The 24,665-nt window shown below is 36.5% G+C and carries 25 protein-coding genes; 15 read left to right on the forward strand and 10 right to left on the reverse strand.

Going from position 1 to position 24,665, the window contains the following annotated elements; genetic code table 11:
* Nucleotides 1-44 precede the first annotated feature (44 nt).
* The 5 genes from rpiB (at nucleotide 45) to WG904_RS03320 (ending at nucleotide 6,780) form a co-directional block, all read left to right on the forward strand.
* On the forward strand, nucleotides 45-485 hold the full coding sequence (gene rpiB, locus WG904_RS03300; RefSeq protein ID WP_339577858.1) for a ribose 5-phosphate isomerase B: 441 nt from the start codon (nucleotides 45-47) through the stop codon (nucleotides 483-485).
* A gap of 23 nt (nucleotides 486-508) precedes the next feature.
* Nucleotides 509-2,158, forward strand: coding sequence for a M28 family peptidase (locus WG904_RS03305; RefSeq protein ID WP_339577859.1), 1,650 nt, complete (start codon nucleotides 509-511; stop codon nucleotides 2,156-2,158).
* A 177-nt stretch (nucleotides 2,159-2,335) separates the two neighbouring features.
* On the forward strand, nucleotides 2,336-3,724 hold the full coding sequence (locus tag WG904_RS03310) for a LutB/LldF family L-lactate oxidation iron-sulfur protein (protein WP_339577860.1): 1,389 nt from the start codon (nucleotides 2,336-2,338) through the stop codon (nucleotides 3,722-3,724).
* Nucleotides 3,725-3,784: 60 nt separating this feature from the next.
* Nucleotides 3,785-5,761 (forward strand): alpha-ketoacid dehydrogenase subunit alpha/beta, encoded by a 1,977-nt coding sequence (locus WG904_RS03315; protein ID WP_339577861.1) that lies wholly within the window; start codon nucleotides 3,785-3,787, stop codon nucleotides 5,759-5,761.
* Between the two features lie 212 nt (nucleotides 5,762-5,973).
* Complete coding sequence (locus WG904_RS03320) at nucleotides 5,974-6,780, forward strand: hypothetical protein (protein WP_339577862.1); 807 nt, start codon at nucleotides 5,974-5,976, stop codon at nucleotides 6,778-6,780.
* On the opposite strand, the gene WG904_RS03325 is transcribed toward WG904_RS03320, so the two are convergent.
* The 6 genes from WG904_RS03325 to gcvH all read right to left on the reverse strand — a co-directional run bounded on the left by WG904_RS03325 (nucleotide 6,732) and on the right by gcvH (nucleotide 13,905).
* Nucleotides 6,732-7,343 (reverse strand): SprT-like domain-containing protein, encoded by a 612-nt coding sequence (locus tag WG904_RS03325; RefSeq protein ID WP_339577863.1) that lies wholly within the window; start codon nucleotides 7,341-7,343, stop codon nucleotides 6,732-6,734. The two genes, WG904_RS03320 and WG904_RS03325, sit on opposite strands and share 49 nt — an antisense overlap.
* 112 nt (nucleotides 7,344-7,455) lie before the next feature.
* Nucleotides 7,456-9,564, reverse strand: coding sequence for a ferrous iron transport protein B (gene feoB / locus WG904_RS03330; RefSeq protein ID WP_431844417.1), 2,109 nt, complete (start codon nucleotides 9,562-9,564; stop codon nucleotides 7,456-7,458).
* A 12-nt stretch (nucleotides 9,565-9,576) separates the two neighbouring features.
* On the reverse strand, nucleotides 9,577-9,792 hold the full coding sequence (locus WG904_RS03335; protein WP_339577865.1) for a FeoA family protein: 216 nt from the start codon (nucleotides 9,790-9,792) through the stop codon (nucleotides 9,577-9,579).
* Nucleotides 9,793-10,051: 259 nt separating this feature from the next.
* Nucleotides 10,052-12,853: an outer membrane beta-barrel family protein gene (locus WG904_RS03340; protein WP_339577866.1), complete on the reverse strand. Its 2,802-nt coding sequence runs from the start codon at nucleotides 12,851-12,853 to the stop codon at nucleotides 10,052-10,054.
* A 262-nt stretch (nucleotides 12,854-13,115) separates the two neighbouring features.
* Nucleotides 13,116-13,523, reverse strand: coding sequence for a VanZ family protein (locus WG904_RS03345; protein WP_339577867.1), 408 nt, complete (start codon nucleotides 13,521-13,523; stop codon nucleotides 13,116-13,118).
* Between the two features lies 1 nt (nucleotide 13,524).
* Complete coding sequence (gene gcvH / locus WG904_RS03350) at nucleotides 13,525-13,905, reverse strand: glycine cleavage system protein GcvH (RefSeq protein ID WP_339577868.1); 381 nt, start codon at nucleotides 13,903-13,905, stop codon at nucleotides 13,525-13,527.
* A 282-nt stretch (nucleotides 13,906-14,187) separates the two neighbouring features.
* Here gcvH and WG904_RS03355 point away from each other — a divergent pair, with 282 nt between their 5' ends.
* The 3 genes from WG904_RS03355 (at nucleotide 14,188) to WG904_RS03365 (ending at nucleotide 15,980) form a co-directional block, all read left to right on the forward strand.
* Nucleotides 14,188-14,496, forward strand: coding sequence for a hypothetical protein (locus WG904_RS03355; RefSeq protein WP_339577869.1), 309 nt, complete (start codon nucleotides 14,188-14,190; stop codon nucleotides 14,494-14,496).
* Between the two features lie 2 nt (nucleotides 14,497-14,498).
* Nucleotides 14,499-15,143, forward strand: a complete 645-nt coding sequence (locus WG904_RS03360) for a heavy metal-binding domain-containing protein (RefSeq protein ID WP_339577870.1) — start codon at nucleotides 14,499-14,501, stop codon at nucleotides 15,141-15,143.
* A gap of 90 nt (nucleotides 15,144-15,233) precedes the next feature.
* On the forward strand, nucleotides 15,234-15,980 hold the full coding sequence (locus WG904_RS03365) for a hypothetical protein (protein WP_339577871.1): 747 nt from the start codon (nucleotides 15,234-15,236) through the stop codon (nucleotides 15,978-15,980).
* Between the two features lie 124 nt (nucleotides 15,981-16,104).
* Here the strand turns inward: WG904_RS03365 and WG904_RS03370 are convergent, their stop codons facing one another.
* Complete coding sequence (locus WG904_RS03370; protein ID WP_339577872.1) at nucleotides 16,105-16,833, reverse strand: hypothetical protein; 729 nt, start codon at nucleotides 16,831-16,833, stop codon at nucleotides 16,105-16,107.
* 536 nt (nucleotides 16,834-17,369) lie between these two features.
* On the opposite strand from WG904_RS03370, the gene WG904_RS03375 reads away from it, so the two are divergent.
* The 3 genes from WG904_RS03375 to WG904_RS03385 all read left to right on the forward strand — a co-directional run bounded on the left by WG904_RS03375 (nucleotide 17,370) and on the right by WG904_RS03385 (nucleotide 18,586).
* Complete coding sequence (locus WG904_RS03375; RefSeq protein WP_339577873.1) at nucleotides 17,370-18,068, forward strand: SOS response-associated peptidase; 699 nt, start codon at nucleotides 17,370-17,372, stop codon at nucleotides 18,066-18,068.
* A complete protein-coding gene (locus tag WG904_RS03380; protein WP_339577874.1) occupies nucleotides 18,068-18,277 on the forward strand; it encodes a hypothetical protein in 210 nt (69 codons plus the stop codon). The genes WG904_RS03375 and WG904_RS03380 overlap by 1 nt, the downstream gene beginning before the upstream one ends.
* Before the next feature lie 153 nt (nucleotides 18,278-18,430).
* Nucleotides 18,431-18,586 carry a hypothetical protein gene (locus tag WG904_RS03385; protein ID WP_339577875.1) on the forward strand — a complete coding sequence of 52 codons (156 nt, stop codon included), beginning with the start codon at nucleotides 18,431-18,433 and terminating at the stop codon, nucleotides 18,584-18,586.
* Between the two features lie 181 nt (nucleotides 18,587-18,767).
* Here the strand turns inward: WG904_RS03385 and WG904_RS03390 are convergent, their stop codons facing one another.
* Together WG904_RS03390 and WG904_RS03395 are read right to left on the reverse strand one after the other, a co-directional pair.
* Nucleotides 18,768-19,883 carry a hypothetical protein gene (locus WG904_RS03390; protein ID WP_339577876.1) on the reverse strand — a complete coding sequence of 372 codons (1,116 nt, stop codon included), beginning with the start codon at nucleotides 19,881-19,883 and terminating at the stop codon, nucleotides 18,768-18,770.
* Between the two features lie 3 nt (nucleotides 19,884-19,886).
* Nucleotides 19,887-20,105 carry a hypothetical protein gene (locus WG904_RS03395; RefSeq protein ID WP_339577877.1) on the reverse strand — a complete coding sequence of 73 codons (219 nt, stop codon included), beginning with the start codon at nucleotides 20,103-20,105 and terminating at the stop codon, nucleotides 19,887-19,889.
* 905 nt (nucleotides 20,106-21,010) lie between these two features.
* Here WG904_RS03395 and WG904_RS03400 point away from each other — a divergent pair.
* Nucleotides 21,011-22,021, forward strand: a complete 1,011-nt coding sequence (locus WG904_RS03400; RefSeq protein ID WP_339577878.1) for an IS110 family transposase — start codon at nucleotides 21,011-21,013, stop codon at nucleotides 22,019-22,021.
* Nucleotides 22,022-22,422: 401 nt separating this feature from the next.
* On the opposite strand, the gene WG904_RS03405 is transcribed toward WG904_RS03400, so the two are convergent.
* Nucleotides 22,423-22,569 (reverse strand): hypothetical protein, encoded by a 147-nt coding sequence (locus WG904_RS03405; protein WP_339577879.1) that lies wholly within the window; start codon nucleotides 22,567-22,569, stop codon nucleotides 22,423-22,425.
* Between the two features lie 713 nt (nucleotides 22,570-23,282).
* Here WG904_RS03405 and WG904_RS03410 point away from each other — a divergent pair.
* The 3 genes from WG904_RS03410 (at nucleotide 23,283) to WG904_RS03420 (ending at nucleotide 24,488) form a co-directional block, all read left to right on the forward strand.
* The gene (locus WG904_RS03410; RefSeq protein WP_339577880.1) at nucleotides 23,283-23,648 is read left to right on the forward strand and encodes a YopX family protein; all 366 of its coding nucleotides are present in this window, start codon (nucleotides 23,283-23,285) and stop codon (nucleotides 23,646-23,648) included.
* A gap of 71 nt (nucleotides 23,649-23,719) precedes the next feature.
* Entirely contained in the window at nucleotides 23,720-24,007 is a 288-nt protein-coding gene (locus WG904_RS03415) for a hypothetical protein (RefSeq protein ID WP_339577881.1), read from the forward strand.
* Nucleotides 24,008-24,068: 61 nt separating this feature from the next.
* Nucleotides 24,069-24,488, forward strand: a complete 420-nt coding sequence (locus tag WG904_RS03420) for a hypothetical protein (RefSeq protein ID WP_339577882.1) — start codon at nucleotides 24,069-24,071, stop codon at nucleotides 24,486-24,488.
* Nucleotides 24,489-24,665 lie beyond the last annotated feature (177 nt).

A 24,665-nucleotide genomic window follows, 5' to 3' on the forward strand; every position in this document is an offset into this window, starting at 1 on the left:
AAAACTTTACGCATAATCTTCATTATTCTACATAAATTTGAGAAATGTCTATAGATAAAAAGTATAAGATTGCAATTGGTGCAGACCATGCCGGATTTGAGTATAAAGAATTGCTAAAAAATCACTTAGCCGCCAATGAGGTTAAGGACTTTGGAACACATTCTTTGGATTCAGTTGATTACCCAGATTTTGCCCATCCTGTAGCCTTGGCTGTAGAAAGCAAAGAATTTGATTTTGGTGTTTTGGTTTGTGGAAGCGCTAATGGAGTAGCCATTACTGCAAATAAACATCAGCACATTAGAGCCGCAATTTGCTGGCAAAATGAACTTGCCTCTTTAGCCAGACAACATAACAATGCGAATATTATCTGTATCCCCGCGCGTTTTGTTTCTGAATACTTAGCTAAAGAAATGGTTGATACTTTTTTAAGCACCGCTTTTGAAGGTGGAAGACATGAAAATAGAGTGAATAAAATATCTTGCTAACTTATACCCTTATATAACCAATAATGAAAAAACAATTTTTATACACCGGCTTGGCAGTAATGCTGAGTTTTGGCGCAATAGCGCAACAAAATCCAGATGCCGTTAAATTTGCGCAATCTATTAATAAACAAAGAGGCTATGACCACCTTTCAATATTGGCTTCAGATGAATATGAAGGAAGAGAGACTGGTAAAAAAGGTGCTTGGATGGCGGCCGAATACATTAAAAAACAATTTCAAAGCTTCGGTTTAAAAGGACCGGTAAAAGATGGTAATGACCCGTATTTTCAGAAAATTGGGTATGCTTCAATGAGCGTTTCAAAAGCAACCTTTTCACTGAATGGCCAAGCGAAGGAAAACTTCAAAGACTTTTATTTCACTCCCACAGCTGTAGGTGCAAAAGGTTTCGACGTTAAAGGAAATTCAATCCTATTTGCGGGTTACGGATTAAATAAGGATGGATTTGATGATTATGAAGGCCAGGATGTTTCAGGTAAAATCGTGATGATTTTTTCAAATGGTGACCCAACGGCTAAGCCAGAACCTGCTCCAGCACCCGGAACAAGAAGAAGACCATCTGCTGTTGGCATTCTACAAACGAAAATTAAGTACTTGGTAGATCATAAAGCTGCGGGAATATTAGTGATTAGTCCACAAGTTGACAACATTTCTCCTCAAATGAGAGCTGCTTTAGAAGTAAGTAATCCGTATTTAAAAACAGAGGCCAGATTACAATCTATGGCCGCTTCGGCTGCGGTACCTACGGTAAACATTGGTTCTGCTTTAGCAAACCAAATTTTAGCAGGTGCAAATACAACCTTAGACGACGTGAAGAAAAAAATTGCTGAAACGTTAAAACCTTCTACAATGATGATTAATATGCCCGTTGCATTTAGTGCAATGAGCAAAGAAACCGATGTAAGAGCAGAAAATGTTTTAGGTTTCTTAGAAGGTTCAGACCCGAAGTTAAAAAATGAAGTATTGGTAGTAACCGGCCACTACGACCACATTGGTTTGGTTAGAGATCCTAATGCTACGGATAAGGTAAACAATGGTGCTGATGATGATGGTTCTGGAACAACAGGAGTATTATTGTTAGCTGAAGCTTTTTCCAAAGCAAAAAAAGCTGGGAAAGGACCTAAAAGAAGTATTTTGTTTATGACCGTTGTGGGTGAAGAAAAAGGACTATTAGGTTCTGAATGGTATTCTGAACATCCTGTTTTCCCTGTAGAAAATACAATTGCAGATTTAAATACGGATATGATTGGTCGTATCGGCGAAGAATATTTAGGTAAACCAGATAGTGCTAACTACATCTATTCGGTTGGCTCTTATATGTTAAGCACCGAACTTGGGAAATTAAGCGAGAGTGTAAATGATACGTATACCAAAATGAAGTTAGATTATAAATATGACGATCCAAAAGATACGCAACGCATTTATTATCGTTCAGATCACTATAACTTCGCAAAATTAGGTATCCCCGTTATTTTCTATTACGACGGCATGCTTCAGCAAGATTATCACAGACCGGGTGATGAGGTAAGCAAAATTAACTTTGATTTATTAGCGAAAAGAGCTCATTTAACATATTATACGGCTTGGGAATTAGCAAACAGAGCTAACCGTCCGCTAGTTGATAAAAATGCAGACGGTACACCTAAAGCTAAATAGTAGCAAGATTTAAGCATCTAGTATCAAGGATGAGATCTAAAAAAAACCCGATAGCATTATGTTATCGGGTTTTTTGTTTAAATTCTAAATGCGCTTATATCTTGCTACTGCATACTTTTTAAGCGCTACATCGTACTTTAATCTTTGCGCTCCACACATTTTGTACTATCTTTGAGTATGACTACAATTGCAGAAGAATTCTTGGTAAAAGCCGATGAAAAAGCATTTGACATGCCTCATCGTAAAACCATTAACCATAACATTGGAAAATATAACGCTGCAGTAGAAAGAGGCTTATCTAAATTCGAAAATCTAGAGGCTTCAAAGAAAAAGGCCCACGTTACCAAATGGAGAGTGATGGAGAATTTAGATAAATTTCTACCTGAATTTGAAGCGAATTTCATCAAAAGAGGAGGTAAAGTAATTTGGGCAAATGATGCAGAAGAAGCCCAACGCGAAATCCTAAACATCATCCAAAAAAGAAACGGGAAAACGGTAATTAAATCGAAATCGATGACTACCGAAGAAATTCACCTTAACGAATTCCTCGAGAAAAACGAGGTCGAATCATTAGAAAGTGATTTGGGCGAATACATTGTTCAGCTTCTAGGCCAAAAACCTTATCATATTGTAACACCAGCAATGCACCTCAGCAAGGAGGAAATTGCGCAGCTCTTTCACGAAAAATTTGGCACTCCCGCTGATGCAACGCCTCCACAATTAGTTCAAAAAGCAAGGGAATTATTGCGCCAAAAATACCTGGATGCCGATATCGGTATTTCTGGAGGGAACTTTTTAATTGCCGATACGGGCAGTATTGCTTTAACTGAAAATGAAGGCAATGCGCGATTATGTACAACGTTCCCTAAAGTGCACATCGCCATTGTAGGCATCGAAAAAATCATTCCGTCTATCGCTGATCTTGATTTATTTTGGCCACTTTTAGCTAGCCATGGGACTGGGCAAAATTTAACGGTTTACAATTCAGTATTAAGCGGTCCACGCCAACCTAACGAAACCGATGGACCCGAAGAAATGTATGTAATCCTACTCGATAACGGTCGCACCAATTTATTAGCTCAAAAAGACCAACGTCAAGCTTTATATTGCATCCGTTGCGGCTCCTGTTTAAATGCTTGTCCGGTTTATAAGAACATCGGCGGCCACACCTACAATACAACGTACAGTGGACCAATTGGATCTATTATCACTCCGCATTTTAAAGGCATGCAAGAGTTTAAGCACCTCAGTTATGCGTCTAGCTTATGTGGAAAATGCTCAGAGGTTTGCCCTGTAAAAATAGACATTCATAAAATGTTGCTGCTAAACAGACGAGACGCCGCTGGCGCACACGAAAACTCCAAAATGGAAGAAATTGGCTGGAGCTTGTGGAAAAAGGGAATGCAAAAGCGCTCTTTAATGGATTTTTTTGGCGGAAAAACGAAAAATTTTTTCCTTAAAAAATTCTTCAAAAAAACGTGGGGAAAATACCGTTCTATGCCACAAATTGCGCCAAAATCTTTCGCCAAACAATGGGAAGAAGGGAAGAATAGTCAGGAGTCGTAAGTCTAAAGTCCAGAGTCGAATCAGTCTAAATACTAAATACTATTTACTAAATACTTGAAAATGAAATTCGACAGAAAAGATAAAGACGATCAATTTTTATTAGATCTCTATAAAAAGCTGCTTTATCCTCGAATGGTTGAAGAGAAGATGCTCATTCTTTTACGTCAGGGTAGAATTGGAAAATGGTTTTCGGGTATAGGGCAAGAAGCCATTGCAGTGGGTAGTACTTTAGCCATGCAGGCGGATGAATACATCCTACCGATGCACCGTAACCTGGGGGTATTTACAAGTAGAAATATTCCATTAAAAAAGTTAATGGCCCAGTGGCAAGGGAAAGTATCGGGCTTTACTAAAGGCCGTGATCGTTCTTTCCATTTTGGAACACAGGATTATAAAATTATCGGCATGATTTCGCATTTAGGTCCCCAAATGGCTTTAGCCGATGGGATTGCCTTGGCCGATTTAGTTGCAAATAAGCAAAAAGCAACTTTAGTTTTTACTGGCGAAGGTGCTACCAGTGAGGGCGATTTTCACGAAGCCATAAATGTGGCCTCAGTTTGGAACTTACCAGTAATCTTTTTGATAGAGAATAATGGTTATGGTTTATCTACCCCAACAAACGAACAATACAATTGTAAACATTTAGTAGATCGGGCGCTTGGTTATGGAATTGAAGGGCACCAAATAGACGGTAATAATATTCTTGAAGTTTACGATACACTAGATCGTTTAGCCAAAGATATACGAATTAATCCCCGTCCCGTTTTGGTAGAGTGCTTAACCTTTAGAATGCGAGGCCACGAAGAGGCTTCAGGCATTAAATATGTACCTCAACAGCTCTTGGATGAATGGTCAGTGAAAGACCCCGTTAAAACGTTCGAAGCGTATCTTTTGGCGCAAAATATTCTTAACGAAGATCTTATCCCCCAATTAAAAACCGAGATTAAAAAAGAAATCGAATGGGAAGTTGAAGCTGCTTTTGACGAAGAAGAACCTATGGCCAACCAAACCACTGAAGTGGCGGATATGTACTTTCCCTATCAACAAGAGGTGGTACACCCTTCTGATGAGCAAACTGAAAAACGATATTTAGATGCCATTACCGAAGGTTTGCGAGAAGGAATGAAACATTTTGATAATTTGGTGATAATGGGGCAAGATATTGCCGAATATGGTGGTGCCTTTAAAATTACGGATGGCTTTGTAGACGAGTTTGGTAAGGCAAGAGTACGTAACACCCCTATTTGCGAATCGGCCATTGTAGGTGCAGCTTTAGGCCTATCGATTAACGGTTATAAAGCGGTAATGGAAATGCAATTTGCCGATTTTGTAACCTGCGGATTTAATCAAATCGTAAATAATTTAGCTAAAACTCATTATCGTTGGGGCGAAAAGGCCGATGTAGTAATAAGGATGCCTACTGGGGCTGGTACAGGTGCAGGACCATTTCACTCTCAAAGCAATGAAGCTTGGTTTACCAAAACACCTGGGTTAAAAGTAGTGTATCCAGCCTTTCCACACGATGCTAAGGGCTTACTAATCGCCGCCATCGAAGATCCAAACCCAGTGATGTATTTTGAACATAAGTATTTATACCGTAGCTTATCGGGCCCTGTTCCAGAAGGGTATTACACGGTAGAGATTGGAAAAGCCAATGTATTAAAAACGGGCAATCAACTTAGCATCATCACCTATGGCTTAGGTGTGCATTGGGCTATAACTTATTTAAAAGAAAATCCAGAAGTATCGGCAACCTTGGTCGACCTTGTAAGCTTGCAACCGTGGGACAAAGAAACCGTAAAGGAAGCTGTAAAAGCAACTGGAAGAGTCCTTATTCTCCACGAAGACACCCTTAGCAGTGGGTTTGGTGCAGAATTGGCTGCATGGATTGGCGAACATTGCTTTGCGCAGCTGGATGCACCGGTGATGCGTTGTGCTAGCTTAGATACAGCCATACCTATGAGTAAGGTTTTGGAAGACGACTTCTTGGCGAAGAAGCGGTTAGGAGAGATGATAGAAAAGTTAATGACCTATTAGTCCATTCACGCAAACATATGGCACTTCCGTTGCTAATAGCTGGTTACTATAAAAGTGTAGGTTGTCGATAGATATTTGCCACAAAATCGGTTATTTCGTTTTGAGATAATTTTTGGTGATGTATTTTAGCGCAAAACTCGAACAACAAGCTTTTTTCCTTGGCACGATAATAGCCTTAATTTAAATAAGATACAGAATTTTTAATTAAGGCTATGAAAGTGTTCGGTTTTTTACTATTTGGGCTTATTTTTACTACACTAGTGGGCTGTAATCGATTTAAAGCCGATCATCCGCAAGCTAACCTGAGCGACGAAAACAAGACTACCGACCTTACAGCACAATCTATTCTTGTTTTTAAAGATTCTATTGATAAAAACTTGTCCCAATTTGATAAAAAGCAGAGTTTAGTGTTCATGTTAGGGGATTTATCATTTTATGTTGAGCAATATGGCGATTCGCTCTTTGTAGAGCACGCTTATAACGGAGCCGAAAGTAATAGCATAAAAAGATATTATTTCCGAAACGATAGTTTAATCTTATATCAAACAGGCAACGAATTGGTAAATGAAGATGGAGTAGTTTTTAAAGAAGAGCGTACCTATCTACGCAATCATACCGTATTTAGAAAAGATGGACGCACTGCCACGTCGGCGGCCGCACTCAAAAGCTTACCTTATATCGATATCTCATTAAGTGAAAATGCAGACCCAGATAAAAGTTACCTAGATAATGTAAACTCGCTAAAAAGTGTGCTCAACGGAGTTGATAAATTTGACATGGTATTCGAGAGCATCCGTACTTACCCCGATTCGAGATACATTACGTTGAGAAGTAAAGAACCTAACAGCTATACCGCTAGCATTCTAGTAAAAGAGCGAGACAACTTTATCGACAGCCTGTTAAATTATCCTATTTTATTTAAGGATAAAAAATTAAACTTTAATTGGGAAGTAGTAGATCGCGAAGCGGTTTACGTACCTGTTTCAAGCAACACTTCTGCTAGTGGGTTAAACAAATAAACATTTCCATTATCCAAACATACACATCGGTAACGCTTCCGTATACGCTCTCCCTTTTTAAACTTACGGCCATCTTTTAAGGTAAAAATAGCATTTGAAGGTAATTCTTCAATGCGAGTGGTATGTAGCGTTAAGTCGTATTTTTTTAATGCTCTTGCCAAACTTAAATCGGTACAGCTTGATGCTGCAGGATTGTTGAGATAGTTAACAATGGTCTGTTGAATTTCTGGGGGGAACACATGTAGGTCGAAAAAAGGCTTCATCATTCGCTTAAAATTCTGCTTCCACTCTGTGCCATGTGGCTTTGCCTTATTTCTATGGTCGTTCCATGTTAACAAATGCGCAAATTCATGCACTGTGGTCACCAAAAAAGCGTAAGGATTTAAATTGTTATTTACAGAGATCTTATGACCATTCTCTTTAAAAGGATGCCGATAATCGCCTAATTTGGTGCTTCTGCTTTTAGAAATCTTAAATTCGCACTGAAAATAATCGATCCACTTTGCAATGATCGGAGCTGCTGGCTCAGGCATATATTGTGCTAAGATGTTGGTTTTATCCATATGCTAATGTATCGTCATTGCGAGGCAATGACGGAAGGCTCCACGCAATGACGCTATACAAAAATAGATATTTTTGAAGATATGCGCCCATCTCAATACTCAATACTCAATACTATTTTAACAACTGATAGGCCACCAAACTTGCCAAGTAAGCCAAAGCCGTCATGTACACCAACTGGATCATTGGCCACTTCCATGATTTGGTTTCGCGATACACCACCGCTACCGTACTCATACACTGCATGGCAAAGGCATAAAATAGCATCAACGAAAGTGAAGTGGCAAAAGTAAATACGGGCAAGCCAGTTTCAGGGTTCTTAGCGGCCGACATTTTCGCACGTATAGTGGTACTTTCTTCTTCACCACTATCTACACTGTAAATGGTAGACATTGTACCAACAAAGGCTTCTCGTGCAGCAAATGAGGTGATTAATGCAATACCGATCTTCCAATCGAAACCTAATGGCTTTATAGCAGGCTCAATGGTTTTCCCCAAAACCCCTGCGTACGAATTCTCCAATTTTTCGGCAGACTTATCGCGTTCTAACGCAGCTAACTGCACGCTATCTTTAGCGTTTTGTTCAATAACTGCATATTTCTGATCTATTTTTGCAAAGCGATTGCCTGGCCCGTAGGTAGCCAAAACCCATAATACAATAGAAATGGCAATAATTACTTTACCCGCTTCTACCACAAAGGTTTTTGATTTCTCGTACATGGTGTAAATCACATTTTTCCACCTTGGCATGCGATAAACGGGCAACTCCATAATAAAATAAGACTTCTCCTTGGCTTTGATGATGAATTTCATCACCCAGGCTACCAAAACTGCAGCAACAATACTAATTACATACATCACCATCAATGTAAGCCCTTGGAGGCTAAAAATGCCCAAGAACGACCGTTGAGGAACAACCAAAGAAATCAATAAGGTATACACGGGTAATCGGGCAGAGCAGCTCACCAAAGGTGTAACCATGATGGTAATGATGCGGTCTTTCCAACTTTCAATGTTGCGTGCACTCATAATGGAAGGCACTGCACAGGCAATACCCCCAATCATTGGCACTACCGATTTACCACTTAAACCAAATTTACTCATTATTTTATCCATCATAAAGGTAACTCTTGCCATGTAACCCGTATCTTCTAGGATAGAAATCAATGCAAATAAAATAGCAATTTGAGGAATAAAGATCACCACCCCCCCTAATCCGGCTAATACTCCATCTAGCACCAGATTGGTGAGTAAACCTGGGGGTAAATGGGCATGACCAAGGTCGGTTAATGCCGCAAAACTGCTTTCAATTAATCCCATCGGGTACGACGACCACGAGAAGATAGCATTAAAAACGAAAAAAAGAATGGCTATAAAAATGGCAAAACCCCAAACTTTATGGGTTAAGATCGAGTCGAGTTTATCAGTTACGATGAATTTCTTTTCGGCACCCAAATCAACCACTACATCGCTCAGTACCGTACTTAAATGGCGATATCGGGCAATGGTTTCAGCAGCTTGTAAGGAGTTGCTATCAAATTCATATTTTCTTTTAATAGCGGCTATTTGTTCTTGTTGCTTTCCCGTAAAAAAACCCAAGTATTGGTGCTGATGCAATACCTGCAAAGCATAATAATCGCTATCACTTTTGAATTCGTGTCTAATTGCCGCAATAGCTTCGGCGGCCAAAATAGTTACATCTACACTTTTTAATTGTGTGCTAATGAGGGTTACATGAGACAGTGCTGCTCTTAATTTTTCGATGCCATTACTTTCCCTTGCCGAAATGGCTACGACTTGCACACCCAAACGCTTGGCAAGTTTATCTACATTGATATTTATACCTTCCTTCTTTGCTAAGTCGGCCATGTTTAACACCAGTAACATGGGTAAACCTAAATCGGCCACTTGCGAATACAATAAAAGGTTACGACGTAAATTAGTGGCATCGGCCACGATAACGACTACGTCGGGGTGACTTGCGTTAAGCTTATCGGCCAAGACCTGAAAAACAATACTTTCGTCTTTACTTTTCGGATATAAACTATAGGTACCTGGTAAATCTACAATTTCTGCAATTTTTCCCGAATTGAGGGTACAGTAGCCGATTTTTTTATCGACCGTTATGCCAGGAAAATTGCCAATTTTTTGATTTAACCCAGTTAATAGGTTAAAGAGGGTAGATTTTCCGGTATTGGGATTACCAACTAATGCAACTCTAATATCGGCCAACGTTTATTGAATTAAAATCACCGCAGCTTCGTTTTTACGTAAGCAAAGCTGATAACCTGCAACGCGGATCGCCATTGGGTCGCCCAGTGGAGCAAAACGCTCTACCTCTACCACCTCGCCTGGCAAACAGCCCATTTCCATCAGTTTTACCGACATTTCTAAGTCTGTAAAGGCGACTATGGTACCTTGTTCTCCGGGTTTCAATTGCGATAACTTCATCAGCAGGTTAATTTATGGCGCAATTTACCCTTTATTTATATTAAATCCAAATAGTAAGGGATGCGTTATTGCTTCGTAACTCGCAATGACGCTTGTTCATTAATTAAATATCACTACTCCAAAAGGACTTGGTGTAGGCTTAGCCGTAAGCTAAACTTTACTTAAATAATTTGAACAAGTCTATATATAAATAAAAAAACACCATCAAAATGTCGATGGTGTTTTTTTGGCTAGCAGTAAGCCAACCTATATGCTAACCCTACATTCCCATTCCACCCATTCTCATTCGCTGACCCTGGCCACCAGCAGGGGCACCCATAATCTTGCCCCCAACCTTATTTAATGAATAGGTAAACGATAACATATAGTAACGTTTTAATACATTAAATTGAGAATCAACAAGGGTATTCCCATCTGCGCTACGGCTAATACCCGTATTCTCATTCAATAAATCGTTAACTGAGAATTTAAAAGTTCCTCTATTTTTAAAGAACTGACGACTGATATATGCATTTACCACTTTATAGTCGCTATTGGCTGTTCCTCTTCCAGTTAATCTATTGTACGTTAAATCAGATTGAATACGGATATTCCCTGGCAATAAATAACTGATATCAATGTTCGGCGCTAAAGTATAGTACCTAATATTACTATTAGGTGTCGCAGAATAAGTAGCACGATCCATTCTTCCGCTAATACCCGCTATAAGGTCTAATTTATTTAAGTTAGATACCAATTTATAACTGTTGGTAAGGCCCAAAGTATGTGTAATGTTTTCCAAGCTGTTGCTAAATCCTTTAGACTTGCCAAATGATGCACCAGCACCTATCGTAAGAGTTAATTTGTTCCCTTTAATAATTGGCTGACTTAGGTTACCGAAAAGATTTGCATTAAAGTTGCCATCAACGTTTACGGGAGTTGTTGCTATCTTCCCATAATTTACACTTGTTGGATCAGTTATCAATACTTGATTATTGGTGAATGCATTAAATTGTTGGTTTAAAAACATTCCCAAAAATACACTACGGAAACTTGCGAAATCGAAGTTATTGTAAAAGACATTCAAGCTATTCGTGAACGACGGTTTCAAATTTGGATTTCCCAATGCAATGGTCTGCGTGTTTGTATTATCTGGAATTGGTTGAATTTGACTTATACTTGGCTGCTGAGTATTACCTCTATATCTAATATTTAAGCGCTTACTATTGCTAAAGTTATATCTAAATTGTGCAGATGGTGTAAGGTTGGTAAAATTTTGATTAAATACAGCTCCATTACTTACGTTCACATTTTTACGGTCTGTATTTTGTACGGCTAAACCCACATTCCAATTATATTTTTTCTCTGTTTTGTTGAAACTGAAACCTACTGCATTCGTTAATGTAGTATTTTCGTATTCATTTGTAAACGTTGCATCTCTTAAATCGTACTTTTGAGTTACAGGATTATAATTATAAACCAAACGATCTTGATTGTCAAAATTGAAACTATTGTTATAATTTAATTCTACGCTCAAGGTTTTATTCAACGGCTCCGTAAATACTAATCTTGCATTGTTACCAAACTGTTTAGCATTCTGATCATTTAGCTGATTAATTACTCTTACACTTGGCACATTCCCAATCGTTACATTATCGGTAATCTCGTTGTAGTTATCTGCATCGCTGCTATTAAAACTTGTATTTACGTTCAATGATAACGTACGACCTCTACGTTGAAACTTCTTACGCAGCAATATGTTGTTACTAAAAGACGGAGAGGTTGAATTTGAAATATATTCTTGCATCCCGTCTGTAGTATTGCCTAATACCAAGCGAGTATACTTACTAGTACTGTTACCTTGATTATCTGAATAGCTGAAATTTGGTTGGATTCTAAATGAAATCGACGAATCTATCTTCGTATCTAAAGTAAAGTTAATCCTATGGTTAATACGCTCTGTTTTACTAACTGCTTCGTTATTATTAGTTGTAGTGGTATTACCTAAGAAATTCTGCGTAAAACTAGTGCTTGTGTTATACAAAGAGGTCTTGTTCACATTGTAGCTACCATTAAACTGCGTTCCACTTTTATATACATCAGCATAGTTAATACCGCCCATGTTAGTTGTGGTAATGCCCGGTTGTTGACCGGAAGCACCGCCACCAAATCCTCCACGACCACCGCCGAAACCTCCTATACCCCCACCAAAGTTCTGTTTGTTAACGTTGTTAAACTGGCCAATAATAGACATCTGCTCATCATTTTTAAACTTGTTAACGTTCACGTTTACATCATAACGATCTTCATTATCACTATCTTGTCCGTAACCAACTGTACTGTTTCCAAAGAACCCGTTCTTTTTATCCTGACGCGTGGTGATATTGATGATTTTTTCTCTGTTCCCATCATCTACACCACTAAATTTCGATTGATCAGACATGTCGTCGATAATTTGAATTTTATCGATCATATCTGCAGGTAAATTTCTGGTTGCCAATAAAGGATCGCTCCCCATAAAATCTTTCCCATCTACCCTTACTTTTTTAATCGTTTCGCCTTGTGAGGTAATGGTACCATCTTTGGCCACATCTACACCTGGAAGCTTCTTTAAAACATCTTCTACTACAGCATTTTCTTTCACTTTAAAAGCAGCAGCATTAAATTCCAAAGTATCCTTTTTAACTTTTACAGGAGGTATATCTCCTTTTACTTCCACCGTTTGAAGGTCAACCCCCGTATCTTCCATGGTCAGGTTGCCGAAGTCGATACCCGGAGCAGCTGCAGTTAATTCGAAATCTTTATTAATCGATTTTAGACCCAAATAGGCTACAAATAATCTGTATTTCCCTGGGGTTAAGCCGGTGATTGAAAATGTACCGGTTTTATTTGTAGTGCCCACGCCAGCAACAGCTGAATCGCCAAATAATCTTTTAACTGCTACAGACGCATAGTCTAGCGGCATTTTATCCTTACCATTTAATACTTTTCCGCTTGCTGTACCTGCTTTTGTTTGTGCAGCTACGGTATAACTTATAAATAACAACGCAATAAGTATTGATTTTTGTAGTAATGTCTTCATTTTTAAAATTAATAATTTTGTAAAGTTACCCTATCAGACTACAGCACCGCCAAAAAGTTTGTTAAGGGATGTTAAAATATGGGTAACAATTTAAATACAACTAACTTTGTCGTTACAAGCCGGTTGCGTGAATTAGAGTTTAAGGGTAAAAAATGGCTTTGATACCGTTTAAAAGAGGATTTTTTTGCCCTCGTATTAACGACAACAATTTTAACAGTGCCGCGTACACTGCCCAAATTAAGGGATTAAAATCAGTAGTAAATTAAACCTTTTGTGGAGTGTAGTTCGATTTATGCAATAAGATATAACTAAATATGCCCATTCCAGTGCCAATCATATCGCAACTAAAATCCCACCACTCTGCCGATCTATAGGTAAAAACCTTCCATTGCAAAAGTTCTATTGCACCACCTAAAGCCGCAGAAATAAGCACAATCTTAAAAACCGTTAATGATCTAAAGCTATAGTTGTGCTGATAATTTATTTTTCCGTAAAACAATAACACAGCTAACACATAGAAAAACCCCAAGTGTACCATCTTATCAAAGCCTGTGAAGAAAAAACTTTCTTTATCGTCGAGATCAGCTATTGGCATATTGCAAAGCACTAAAATCACGACAGACCAGATGATGGCCCAGGTTTGGTATTTTAGCACCTTAAAATTAATCATCTTATGCGCCCACCAAAGCTTTATAGTCTTCTGCGCTTAATAATCCGTCTACTTCTGCCGCATCAGCTAAAGTAACTTTAACCATCCATCCTTCACCATACGGATCGGTATTTACCAATTCTGGTTTGTCGTTCAGTGCAGCGTTAATTTCAGTAACTGTTGCTGTTAAAGGCATAAATAGATCAGAAACCGTTTTAACCGCTTCTACGGTACCAAAAACTTCCTCTTTTGCTACTTCACTTCCGACGCTATTAATATCAATATAAACAATGTCGCCCAACTCGCGTTGCGCAAAATCAGTAATACCAATTGTAGCGTTGCTGCCTTCAACTTTAACCCACTCGTGGTCTTTGGTGTATTTTAATTCTGATGGAAAATTCATATTTCTATAACTATTTGATTATCAATTTAATATTGTTATTTTTTAATCTGTATTGAACACATAATTGCAAACATTGCTCTTTCTTGAGTGCAAATTTACTATTATTTACAGTCATTTTACAATGTTAAATAAATTGCTGCGATAGTGATTTTTGTTTATAACTTTTTGGGAATAATTACTATCCCAAAGCCATTTCGGTTTCAAGTACCGCAGCAATTAAAATAATTACTTCAATTGAGAATGTATTCACTAACTTGGAGGTTAAACTAAATTAAAACTCCTATGAAAAGAATAATTTTAACGCTACTGGCTTTGTTGCCGTTAGTTTCCTTCGGGCAGGCTTATAGTGAACCAGGCAATTCAACCGCGGGCAGTATCGTGGTATTCCTTATTGGGATTGGTATATGTATTGCTATCTTTCTCGTATTAAGGCAATTATTTCTTTGGTACTGGAAGGTCGAAGTAATTATTAAAAAGCAGGATGAGCAAACCCAATTATTAAGGAGCATATATAACTCCCTTGAAGAAAATAACAGGCTCACACAATCACAAATTGAGGTAGTTATAGGAAAAGATACTAATACGCTTTAATTATGGAATTAAAAACATGTCCTAATTGTGGGGACAAACTTAATGGCTTAATGTCTACTAAGATTATTGTAGATGATAAAACGAGGGATTTTATTAACCTATTTATTGAAAATAAATCCGAAGCATATTGCTCAGGTTGCGCACCAAAATCGATAGGTAAATTCGTAAGTAATGCTATAGAAGAGAAAGATGCGCTAGTGAAAGAGCTGCAGCTGCTAATTAGGATTGTACCAATAATTACCGCCCACAGTCCCTTAAATTGGGATTACGAAGTGATTGAAATGGTTAGCTCTCAATCAGTCGCAGGTACTGGCTTATTCACGGAATTATCCTCTAGTTGGGCAGATTTTCTAGGAACCCAATCAAATTCGTTAAATGCGAAGTTGTCAGGTGGTGAACTAAATTGTAAAAACCAATTGCGCTACAAAGCAGCTATGCTCGGAGGTAATGGTATTATACCAACTGATATTGAATATGCCGAAGTAGGAGGGGCGAAAGCAATGCTAATGGTTTGTATGGCAGGGACCGCGGTAAGGATTAAAAATCAAGATGAAGTCTTTAAAAATAATGCCGTTAATTTCATAAGGATAAATGAGATTATAAAAAGAATTGGTTTTTTAAACAATCTAAAATACACATCCTACTAATTGAACCTACAAATTGTAACTGGACAGCGAAAATGGCGTGTTCCGTAATGTGAACCAAGAATTATGACTCGATTTTTCTATATTAGTTAAATGAAAGAAAATCGCACTCCTTGGATTATAACCACTGCTGTAAGATCATTAAGAATAGAAATCTTAATACTATTTATTATTTCTTTTGGTTCTGTACTATTAATTGAGCTTTTATTGAAAAACTGGCCAGCTCCAAATCAAAGTCTTTATGCCGTTGGTGATATATACTTGAAACTTTGCTACTCATTTACAGCCAGCATCATATTTTTCTTCATTAATGTTCAATACCCAAAGGAAATAAAAAGAGTAAAAGCTTTTTCACTTATACGGAATCCAACAGGTAATATCCAAAGGGATATCAATATACTAATGTCAACCTTATTCCCGCACACAGAATTGCGAGATAAAGATGCGAAGCCGCTATTGCCGGGTTATGAGAGATTTAAAGAGGCGATGGCAGCTATCAACCCACTGGACAAGCCAAAGTTCTTCCCAAAAGCTATTGTATTGTACGGAGAATTCTCCAATTACTTTCAGGTGTATGCGGTATTGATTGAACGGATCGAAGAAAATGCAAAACTGGCATTAACCTTTCATGATTTAATGGACAATGACCTCATACAGGCTTTTGAGCAAATAATCACATCAACTTCAATAATAAAATCTACTATAACAGTACCAGGATACTGGGCAGCCGTGACCCCAATGTCGGTCGAAAACCTACATCGCATTTACATTAAATTTGATCAGATATTGGATAAAAAATATAAACATATCTATGGTCAGGCTTCCAAGTTAGATAAGTAATAAAATAGCTTAGGCTTTTTGTCGTTCAGAACTGGATTAGTTAAGCCTCCCTTTTAAATTGGAATTTCGCTCATTCTGCTTTTTCGGGATAAGATCCTATAATCCAAAGTGCGAGCTATTGCCGTTACCATTCACTTTCTGGTAATGGATCATTCAGGGTAATAAAATCCATTAACTCTCGACCTAAAAAGTCAACTCCAAACCCAACACCTGCGCCTTTAAAATCCATCATATCGGTGATTACCAATTTTCTAATCATTAAATCTCTACGGATGTAATCAAAAAGTTTTGGATCTTCAGCTAACTCAGGATGGCTTGAAAACAAGAGTTCTTTCCCTCCCTTCTCAAATTCTTTGGATACTCCTGCGCCTTGGTCATACCTTACTAAAAAATCCTTGTGTGCAGCTAGCGATCTGGTGTCTATAAATTTTAGGATAATTAGATGCCACACGGTTAGTTCATTAATCAAGTTCAAAACTAGATGAGAAATCGATTCGTTTGGACCTATGCCTATTGCAGCATTAATTATACAGTTTTTAAATGCGGCAATCTTTTCCTTCTGGCTGGTTCGGGTTGCGAAATTTATTGCCAACAAAATAGTATCAAGGAATTTCTCATTCTTAGATAATTGAGATAGGTCGATTGTGCCTTTGTCATTTAACCTAATTAAGTCGGCTTGGATATCTAAAATGATTTGATCCCGTCGTTTTGCGAGCGGAGAAGTTACAAGCATATCGAAAACTTCCATTGTGTATGGGCCGAAGAATGGAAGAGAACCGAAGGTTGCCGCAAGGGTCCCTCTTAATGCAGCGTGAGCCGTGTCTTCAGAAGATGGTATTCGAAAATCTTGCATTAAGTCCAAGTTAATTCCAGTAGTAAAGTTAAGCAATTTACTACTGCTTTCTAATATTCTGAGGTAGCTAGAAATAATGATGGTAAACCAATTTATAATGTTGTTTGCGAATTAGTGGAATATTAAGCCCTTGGAGTCAACCCTATGTTAGTAAGTCGATTTTACTTTAATCCAAAGTCATTGCATTTTTGTCTCCATGGATATCAAATTTATAGGCTCATTTTTAGAAGGTGATAAGAACGTCAGTTTAAAATTAATGTAAGGTGGAACTGTATATCAGATTATGGTTGACAATTACTTTTGGGGTATGGTTGTATATTACTATAACGGATGGAAAGTTTCCCTTATTGACCTCGAGTCTACTATTGAGGATCAACATGCTATATTAGATATGATCGATATTAAATTAAAGAACAGGTTTAAATACAACGTATATGTTCCTAACTGAATTATAGAGAGAAATAAAATCAAAAAAATCCATAGATAATGAAAACACATATATAAAATCTTTAATTTAGAATAAAAGAATTTTAAATATGTGTTACCATGCGTCCGTAAAAGCTAAAGGAAATCAGATTGCAATTAAGTATAATGCGCCTTTTCCAGATGAAGCAAAGCATCAGCCTTTCTATCATGCAAACGGGTTCGCTCATCCAAATATGGCAGTCTTATCTGTAGACAATGGCAAGTCAATAAATCTTTATAGTTGGGGATTAATTCCATTTTGGGTTAAAACCTGGGAGGACGCAAAGAAACTGAGAAACCAAACATTAAATGCAAAATCAGAGGAAATATTTGCCAAACCATCGTTTCGTGATTCGATAATGAAACGCAGATGCATTGTGCCCGTAACAGGTTTTTTTGAATGGAAGCACGAGGGCAGTGTAAAAGTGCCACATTACATCCATCCAAAGGAAAGCGAGTTCTTTAATCTTGCCGGCGTGTACTCTCATTGGATAGATCCTGCAACCCGAGATCAACATACTACTTTTTCCATCATTACTACTGAAGCCAATACACTAATGGCAGATATTCACAATAGTGCCAAAAGAATGCCGTTGATGATTGACAATAACAATATTGATGCTTGGCTATCAAATGATTTGCCAAAATCATCTATTCAAGAATTAATGCATGGTTGTGATGACAGTGATATGGCAGCACATCAAGTTTCAAACATCTTAAGCAGTAAAACTGTTGATAGTAACATACCCGAAATAATCGAAGCAATATAATGGAATCATTTAATGTAAACTTAGGAGGTGAAACCTATACCATAACCACATTGAAAGATAAAATAGACTACCAGGTTGCTAAAGGAACTGAGGTATTAGGGTCAATAACTCCAATTTCTGGTCACTCAGGCATCAAGTGGACCGGTATGGCAATTACTAATGACTTAGCTCAACAAATAGGCGAATTGATTGAAGAGCATGAGATGTGATTTCATTATACCAATCTGTTAATGATGTAACTATTTGAAACACCCTCATAAAAACTCATTATAAGTATTGGTTATATTTGCATTAAGCAAATTTCAATTATAAATAAGATATCAAGTAGACAAGTAACTTATGAGTTTTCGGGAGTGCCCTTAATGGCTGGGGATTTAATAGAATTCCGCCGTACTGATTTCGTAGATAAAAGTATTTTTGATGATGACTATTTTGAGAATAAATTTAACGAATTTAGAGAGGCATTACAGCACTACGCCAAGTACAACACTTCTGATCCTTTCGATAAAAACTCTTGAGGTGTATTATCGTTATTGAGGAAATCCTTAGGCCAGGTGTATTTGTTAAGCAATATATGTCCCTGGATCCTGCACAACTAGTTTTGAAATAGCCTTTATAATACCTATTTCTCGAAAACAACTTCAAGAAGGGATTAGCCCCAAAATAATTGAGATTAACTAACAGTACTAGAAGTATTTATCACTCTCCTGTATCATCTTTATGAGGTGTGTCGATCGCAATGACAATTACTGCAATTACCGTTGTAATTAGCGGTATCCAAAAATTCAAATTATCGGCAACGTACCTGATCCATAAATATGCCGATAAAATAAATAAAGCTGTCCCCACAACTCGAAACATCGTCATCGGCTTTCGAATAAAGCCACAAAGTATTCTAAATTGTAATAGTCCAAAAAACGCCCAAAACGCATAAAAAAACTTCGCTTTTGCAGTTATTATACCAAAATCAGATAAATCAAAAAATAGTGAAATAAGTATTGCTAAAAGCGAAATAAAGAATATTATATTGACCACAAATGCAATTACTCCTCTAAGGGTTTTGACCGTCTCATCTTCGTAATAATAACGGAGATTTATATTGATGATATTTTTATTGGGTATACAAAACAATGTGCCCGGGATTGAAATTTTCTTTTCTTCATCCTGGTCCTCATAATCCAAAACGTTTGTCTCGGTTAAAAATATATTTTCTAAGGCATTATCATCCCTGTTTATTGTGTATTGTGAAACGATACCCGAAAATATTTTTATCTTCCCAGAAAACTCGCATAATACGTCAGCTTGCGCGAAAGCAAACTTTTTGTCAGAAGTATTTTTAAAAAGGATTTTACCGCCATGGAAAAAGTAATACCAATAATTTTTAAAACGAACTAACTGAAACCTCGCGTCTAGTTTCAGAACTCTAACTAGCCAGTGAAGCATATAACCGAAAAAACATGAAAAGAAGTAAATTGACGCTACTATCAATATAATGTCTTCGTACGATTGCTTCATAACATCCCTCGCCGGCATGTTATTTTTTGCTAATGCATCAGTTATATTTTTAATATTTTCATAGCTAATTGATTCCAGTACGTTAGTCCCAAATGCCGTTTTGAAAAGGTATAGTGAGGAAATAGTAAATGCTATGGTTACAAAACTAAAAAAGATATTCCAAAGAAGCTTGTCTATCTGATTGGACTGGTAAAATTGTTTTGTGAACTCGCCTCTATAGTAGAATTTACGAAAGAGAAAACCTGGGAATATTGCCATCATCACTGCAATCAGCGTATTAAAAGCAACATTTAATTCCACGAACTATGATTCTACGAAATAAATATGCTCTTTACCATTAAGTGTAATCGTAACTGGCCCATTTTTTGGATGCTTTAGAGCTTCGATGAGTTGTACCCGACTTTCCTCGTTGTTAAGAATTTCCTTTGTTTCATCGCTAATTAGAGGTTCATCAGTACTAAATTGAGAAAGCATGTCTGACGCAACTCTAATAAGGTTTTGTAAAATTATATTGTTACTCATAGTCTGTTATTAGGGGGGTCGCAAAATTATAACATCTTTCTAATATATCAATATACATTAAAAAATATGTGTAAAACACAAATGCACTGATCGCAATCACTTTAAGTAACAATTAAATTATAACAAAATTTTGAATATTCCAAATATCTCACCTGCCGAATCACGGTCTAGACCAAGTTTGAAAAGTGTATATACAGAAATCAATTTGCGAATAACCCTCAAATTTTGGTTTAAACCTAATTTTTATTGTTAATAGCAATAAAATATATTTTAAAAATAATTGTTAAATATATTTTATTTTTTTGTGGTGAGGGATAAAATCGGCGATTCAAATAGTTTGCGAGGTAATTACTTAGCATTATATAAGTAATTACTTAACTGATAAAAGGTAATTACTAAAGTTGATTTGCAAACACGGCTAAGTGTAAATATTTTACCCATCCAACTCCTTCAATACCTCCCAAATCTAATCCCCAGCATCCTTAGTTTTACCGCCTACAATTTGTAATCAAAGATGGAAGAATAGAGCCAGAATTTTTTGATTCGAACAATTTTTACGATGTGCAGAGCTTGTTTTCAAGTGGAGTTGAAAGACGTTGCTGGATATCAAAAAATATATTTTGCGATCATTGCTATATTTATTTAAAGGACAAAATCCAGGATGATTTGAATTAAGAAACTTTGTGATGGAGTATTTGTTTTAAACTATGAACCTCGATTTTAATTTTTAATATATTTTTAAGAGAGACTAACGGATATGGCTAGGTAAGACCTATAAGTTGAACTAAGAGCTTAGATTTATATTGAACAATTAAAAGCAGGCAGGTGGATTAAGTACCGTTCGAGGAGTTAGACCTAATGACTGAAAGAATAACCTGTCTGCAGAGGTTAATTTAAGAAATTTTATGAAATCGAAAAAGTACTCATTTTACATTGGGATTGATGTATCTAAGGTTAGCTTAGACTTTGTATTACTTAAGGGTACCAAGCAGTTGTTACATAATAAGATAGGTAATACAAATATCGAAATCACGCAATTGATCGACAAATACAAAAATTTAGAGGGTTTTCACATTCCAAATGCAATATTTGGTATGGAAAATACGGGTGTCTACTGCAATCCATTGATAGAAACATTGACCAAGATTAAGGCTAATTTTGTTGTAGAGAATGCCTACCACATTAAAAATTCATTAGGAGGTATTAGGGGCAAGACAGATGAGATTGACGCCGGAAGGATTGCTTTATACATCTATAAGTCTAGAGACATTCTAAATTTTTGGAAAGGTAAGCGAGATATTATTGAGCAGCTAAGAAATTTAACAACGTTAAGAACACGATTAGTATCACTTAATTTAGCCTTAAGTAATCCTTTAAAAGAAAATGTAGGGTTTATTAAGACGGGTTTAATTAAGGAAAGCAATCGGTTGTGCTCAAGAAGCATGATCGCTTTGAAAATTGACATTGCAGATATTGAAGCCTCCATTCGGGCAACTTGGTTATCTGACGAAAGATTAAAGCGCATCATGGAGCAGATAATTTCCGTTCCTTGTGTTGGCGAAGTTACGGCCTTGCAAATTTTAATAACAACAAATGAATTTAAAAATATCTCAAATCCAAAGAAATTTGCTTGTTATTCAGGCGTTGCCCCCTTTCCACAAGAATCAGGAACATCGATGAAAAAGCCCGCAAAAACATCCCATTTAGCAAACAAGCAAATGAAGGCATTGCTTCATACGTGTGCCGTATTAGCAAAACGATTCGTACCCGATATCAAAGAATATTACCATCGCAAAACAGAGGTCGAAGGGAAAAATAAAATGTTAGTCTTAAATGCAATCAGGTTTAAGCTTATTTTAAGAATATTTGCCTGCGTAAATGAAGATAGATTGTACGAATCAAATCGTAAAACCTAAAAAGTACATTTGACAATGCCCTGTAAGTACACCCTTTAACCACTCTTAAGGCATCCAATAATTCACAATTTCTCCTTGGTACGATGAGATTTCCTCAGATTTACAGAGCTATAGTTGATATATATTTCTAGATTGAAATGTTAATTTAAGACATATAGCTGACAGGCTCATTAGTAAATAGAAAATAGCTTGTTGGGTAGAGTAAGGTAATTAATGGCAATTTGAAATAAAACAATTCCTAATTTTTACGACCTGGCAATCCGCGCCAATGGTGTTCTTATTTCTGCCACGGTAATTGATAATTTTAAAACCCACTAATGAACCTATAATCAAAAATTCTATTAAATATCTAGGCTTAGACCGTTCATAAGCCCAATACTTTAATTATTTTATCCAAAGACTTAATAATATATATTATTCAATTTACGATTGTAAAGCTCATTCAGGCGCTCTGATGTAAATAAATCTACTTCCAGCTTTACGGCCGAACCGCATCCTGACCATTCGATATACACTACAAATATACCAAAAAGAATAAAAGCACCCATTATTATAATTTAAGATGTACAAAGAATAACCATAAAGATTTCGTTCTTATTTCTGCCAAAAGGTTTTCAAATAATTATTGCCACCTCTTTTTAATCTCTACACTACCTATTAAAGCATCTAGTTTTGTTTCGAAATTCCCAGGATCAAATTATTCATTAAGACTCTGGTTAGCTTCTATAAGCTGCAGCAGTTTTTTCTTTTGCTCTTATGATTATATGCTATAATCTTTGTTTGCGGTTAGCAAAATAATTGCGGCGGTAAGTAAATACCTCGAGAGTTCAATTTCTTTATTTGACTTTTAATGAAACTGCTCAAAAGATTGACAGAAAAATAAATTATATATTACATTCCTGTCAAATAAATTGGAATTCTAAGGCAAAGAGGCTTAAACACCTGATTATGTGCGATTACATGAATAGTAAATATCACATGCATTATTATCGGATAACAATTGTTATAATTATATAAACACAGTTTATAATTATTTGACTATCAATTAATTAACTTAAATTTTATTGAAAATAATTTGCATTATTCATTTATTGTTCCGTACTTAGCTGATGCAAACAGAGGTGAGGGTTTCCCCCTTATTTCAAAACATATTAAAAACCTAATACGCGTTCCGGCATACCGGTGCGAGTCCGGAAACGAAAACGATTAACCTCGTCTCTGTTTGCGGTGACTGGACGCGTACTATTAAAACTTTACTCAAATGCAAACAGAGAAAACCACGACCGCACCAATTACTTTATTAGTAATTACTAGCCAAAGCAAAAAAAGCGCTAAACAAAAAACTGGATTTTTTATTCCTGAAATTATTGAAATAAACGGAGTAAAAGTTCCATCTACACCCTATAAAGATAAATATGGTAATCCTATATTTCTGGGAGATGTGATTAAAACCGAATTTGATGGTGATTTTGAAACAACCGTAATTAATATGATTGAGGGTACCTATGTAAGTTGCTGCAGAGGCAATAGGACAATAACACCCTTATATGTTCTAGAACAACCTGAAATTACCATACTGGGAAACTCAATTAAAAATCCTGAACTACTTAAAAAACTAACTAAATAATTACTAATCATTTTAAAGCAAATCAGGCTCAAGACTTAATACCTTGAGCCTTTAAATTTAAAACCTGTATCGTGGAAATAGATTTATTAACGAAAAAAGACCTCGAAATATTCGAAAAAAGGCTATTTTGGCACCTTAATGAGCTATCTAAACTCATAACCAATAGACCAATTGAGAAGAGCGAAACGATGACAATCGAAGACATAAATCGTGAGTATGGAATTAGTCCCTATACTCAAAGGGTTGCCAGAAGCAAAGGCGATCTATCATATGAAAAACTCGGGCTTAGAGATATTACCTACAGAAGAACCGATGTTGAAGCATGGATTAATAAAAAAACAATAAAATCGCAACTTTAAAGGGCATCTATGTATTAATTTAACCAATGTGATTTTAGTATAAAAATACGTAGTTTTATAAATGCTCGAAATTATAGGTGTACTATTGGCTGTTATAGCCTTGTGGTTAGGTTTTAAAACTTACAACAAAGAACACATCGCTCCACATTCCGAAAAACTAAAATATCTTGAAGATAGATTCATCTGGGGGCAAAAGGTCACCGAAGAATCTTTAGCTAGGATAACATCCTTATATGAAAGCAGGGGTAACATTATGTTCGGCGATGTACCATTAAAGGACTACAGTGACAGAATGAAACAGATGAATGAAGTAGCCTTCAACGATCATAATTTATCCTTAATCCGCAGAAGCACCAAATGGACGTTATACCACGATAGTGTAATGAACAATATTGAACTTGCCATTGAGACAATATACTCTACGAATACAATGCTAGAAGAAATGTTACTGATAGCAAAAGTGAACCGAAACAACGCTTAAAGCTTGAGTTTACTTTATCATATTCAATTTAAAGGGCATTACTTTTTTTATTTTCCAATTTATGATTTTTGAGATTAAGTTTGAATCGCATTATTAAACAACTACCACATTCTATAAAACAAAAAATTAAAAGACTGTACTAAAGTTTATTGCTGCTCAAATTTCGACAATAATATC

This window comes from Pedobacter anseongensis, from assembly GCF_037482965.1.
Classification (GTDB): Bacteria; Bacteroidota; Bacteroidia; order Sphingobacteriales; family Sphingobacteriaceae; genus Pedobacter; species Pedobacter anseongensis.

Coding starts and splice junctions, on each gene's coding strand:
- rpiB (WP_339577858.1), top strand. CDS start 45: ATGTCTATAGATAAAAAGTATAAGATTGCAATTGGTGCAGACCATGCC.
- WG904_RS03305 (WP_339577859.1), top strand. CDS start 509: ATGAAAAAACAATTTTTATACACCGGCTTGGCAGTAATGCTGAGTTTT.
- WG904_RS03310 (WP_339577860.1), top strand. CDS start 2,336: ATGACTACAATTGCAGAAGAATTCTTGGTAAAAGCCGATGAAAAAGCA.
- WG904_RS03315 (WP_339577861.1), top strand. CDS start 3,785: ATGAAATTCGACAGAAAAGATAAAGACGATCAATTTTTATTAGATCTC.
- WG904_RS03320 (WP_339577862.1), top strand. CDS start 5,974: ATGAAAGTGTTCGGTTTTTTACTATTTGGGCTTATTTTTACTACACTA.
- WG904_RS03325 (WP_339577863.1), bottom strand. CDS start 7,343: ATGGATAAAACCAACATCTTAGCACAATATATGCCTGAGCCAGCAGCT.
- WG904_RS03335 (WP_339577865.1), bottom strand. CDS start 9,792: ATGAAGTTATCGCAATTGAAACCCGGAGAACAAGGTACCATAGTCGCC.
- WG904_RS03340 (WP_339577866.1), bottom strand. CDS start 12,853: ATGAAGACATTACTACAAAAATCAATACTTATTGCGTTGTTATTTATA.
- WG904_RS03345 (WP_339577867.1), bottom strand. CDS start 13,523: ATGATTAATTTTAAGGTGCTAAAATACCAAACCTGGGCCATCATCTGG.
- gcvH (WP_339577868.1), bottom strand. CDS start 13,905: ATGAATTTTCCATCAGAATTAAAATACACCAAAGACCACGAGTGGGTT.
- WG904_RS03355 (WP_339577869.1), top strand. CDS start 14,188: ATGAAAAGAATAATTTTAACGCTACTGGCTTTGTTGCCGTTAGTTTCC.
- WG904_RS03360 (WP_339577870.1), top strand. CDS start 14,499: ATGGAATTAAAAACATGTCCTAATTGTGGGGACAAACTTAATGGCTTA.
- WG904_RS03365 (WP_339577871.1), top strand. CDS start 15,234: ATGAAAGAAAATCGCACTCCTTGGATTATAACCACTGCTGTAAGATCA.
- WG904_RS03370 (WP_339577872.1), bottom strand. CDS start 16,833: ATGCAAGATTTTCGAATACCATCTTCTGAAGACACGGCTCACGCTGCA.
- WG904_RS03375 (WP_339577873.1), top strand. CDS start 17,370: ATGTGTTACCATGCGTCCGTAAAAGCTAAAGGAAATCAGATTGCAATT.
- WG904_RS03380 (WP_339577874.1), top strand. CDS start 18,068: ATGGAATCATTTAATGTAAACTTAGGAGGTGAAACCTATACCATAACC.
- WG904_RS03385 (WP_339577875.1), top strand. CDS start 18,431: ATGGCTGGGGATTTAATAGAATTCCGCCGTACTGATTTCGTAGATAAA.
- WG904_RS03395 (WP_339577877.1), bottom strand. CDS start 20,105: ATGAGTAACAATATAATTTTACAAAACCTTATTAGAGTTGCGTCAGAC.
- WG904_RS03400 (WP_339577878.1), top strand. CDS start 21,011: ATGAAATCGAAAAAGTACTCATTTTACATTGGGATTGATGTATCTAAG.
- WG904_RS03405 (WP_339577879.1), bottom strand. CDS start 22,569: ATGGGTGCTTTTATTCTTTTTGGTATATTTGTAGTGTATATCGAATGG.
- WG904_RS03410 (WP_339577880.1), top strand. CDS start 23,283: ATGCAAACAGAGAAAACCACGACCGCACCAATTACTTTATTAGTAATT.
- WG904_RS03420 (WP_339577882.1), top strand. CDS start 24,069: ATGCTCGAAATTATAGGTGTACTATTGGCTGTTATAGCCTTGTGGTTA.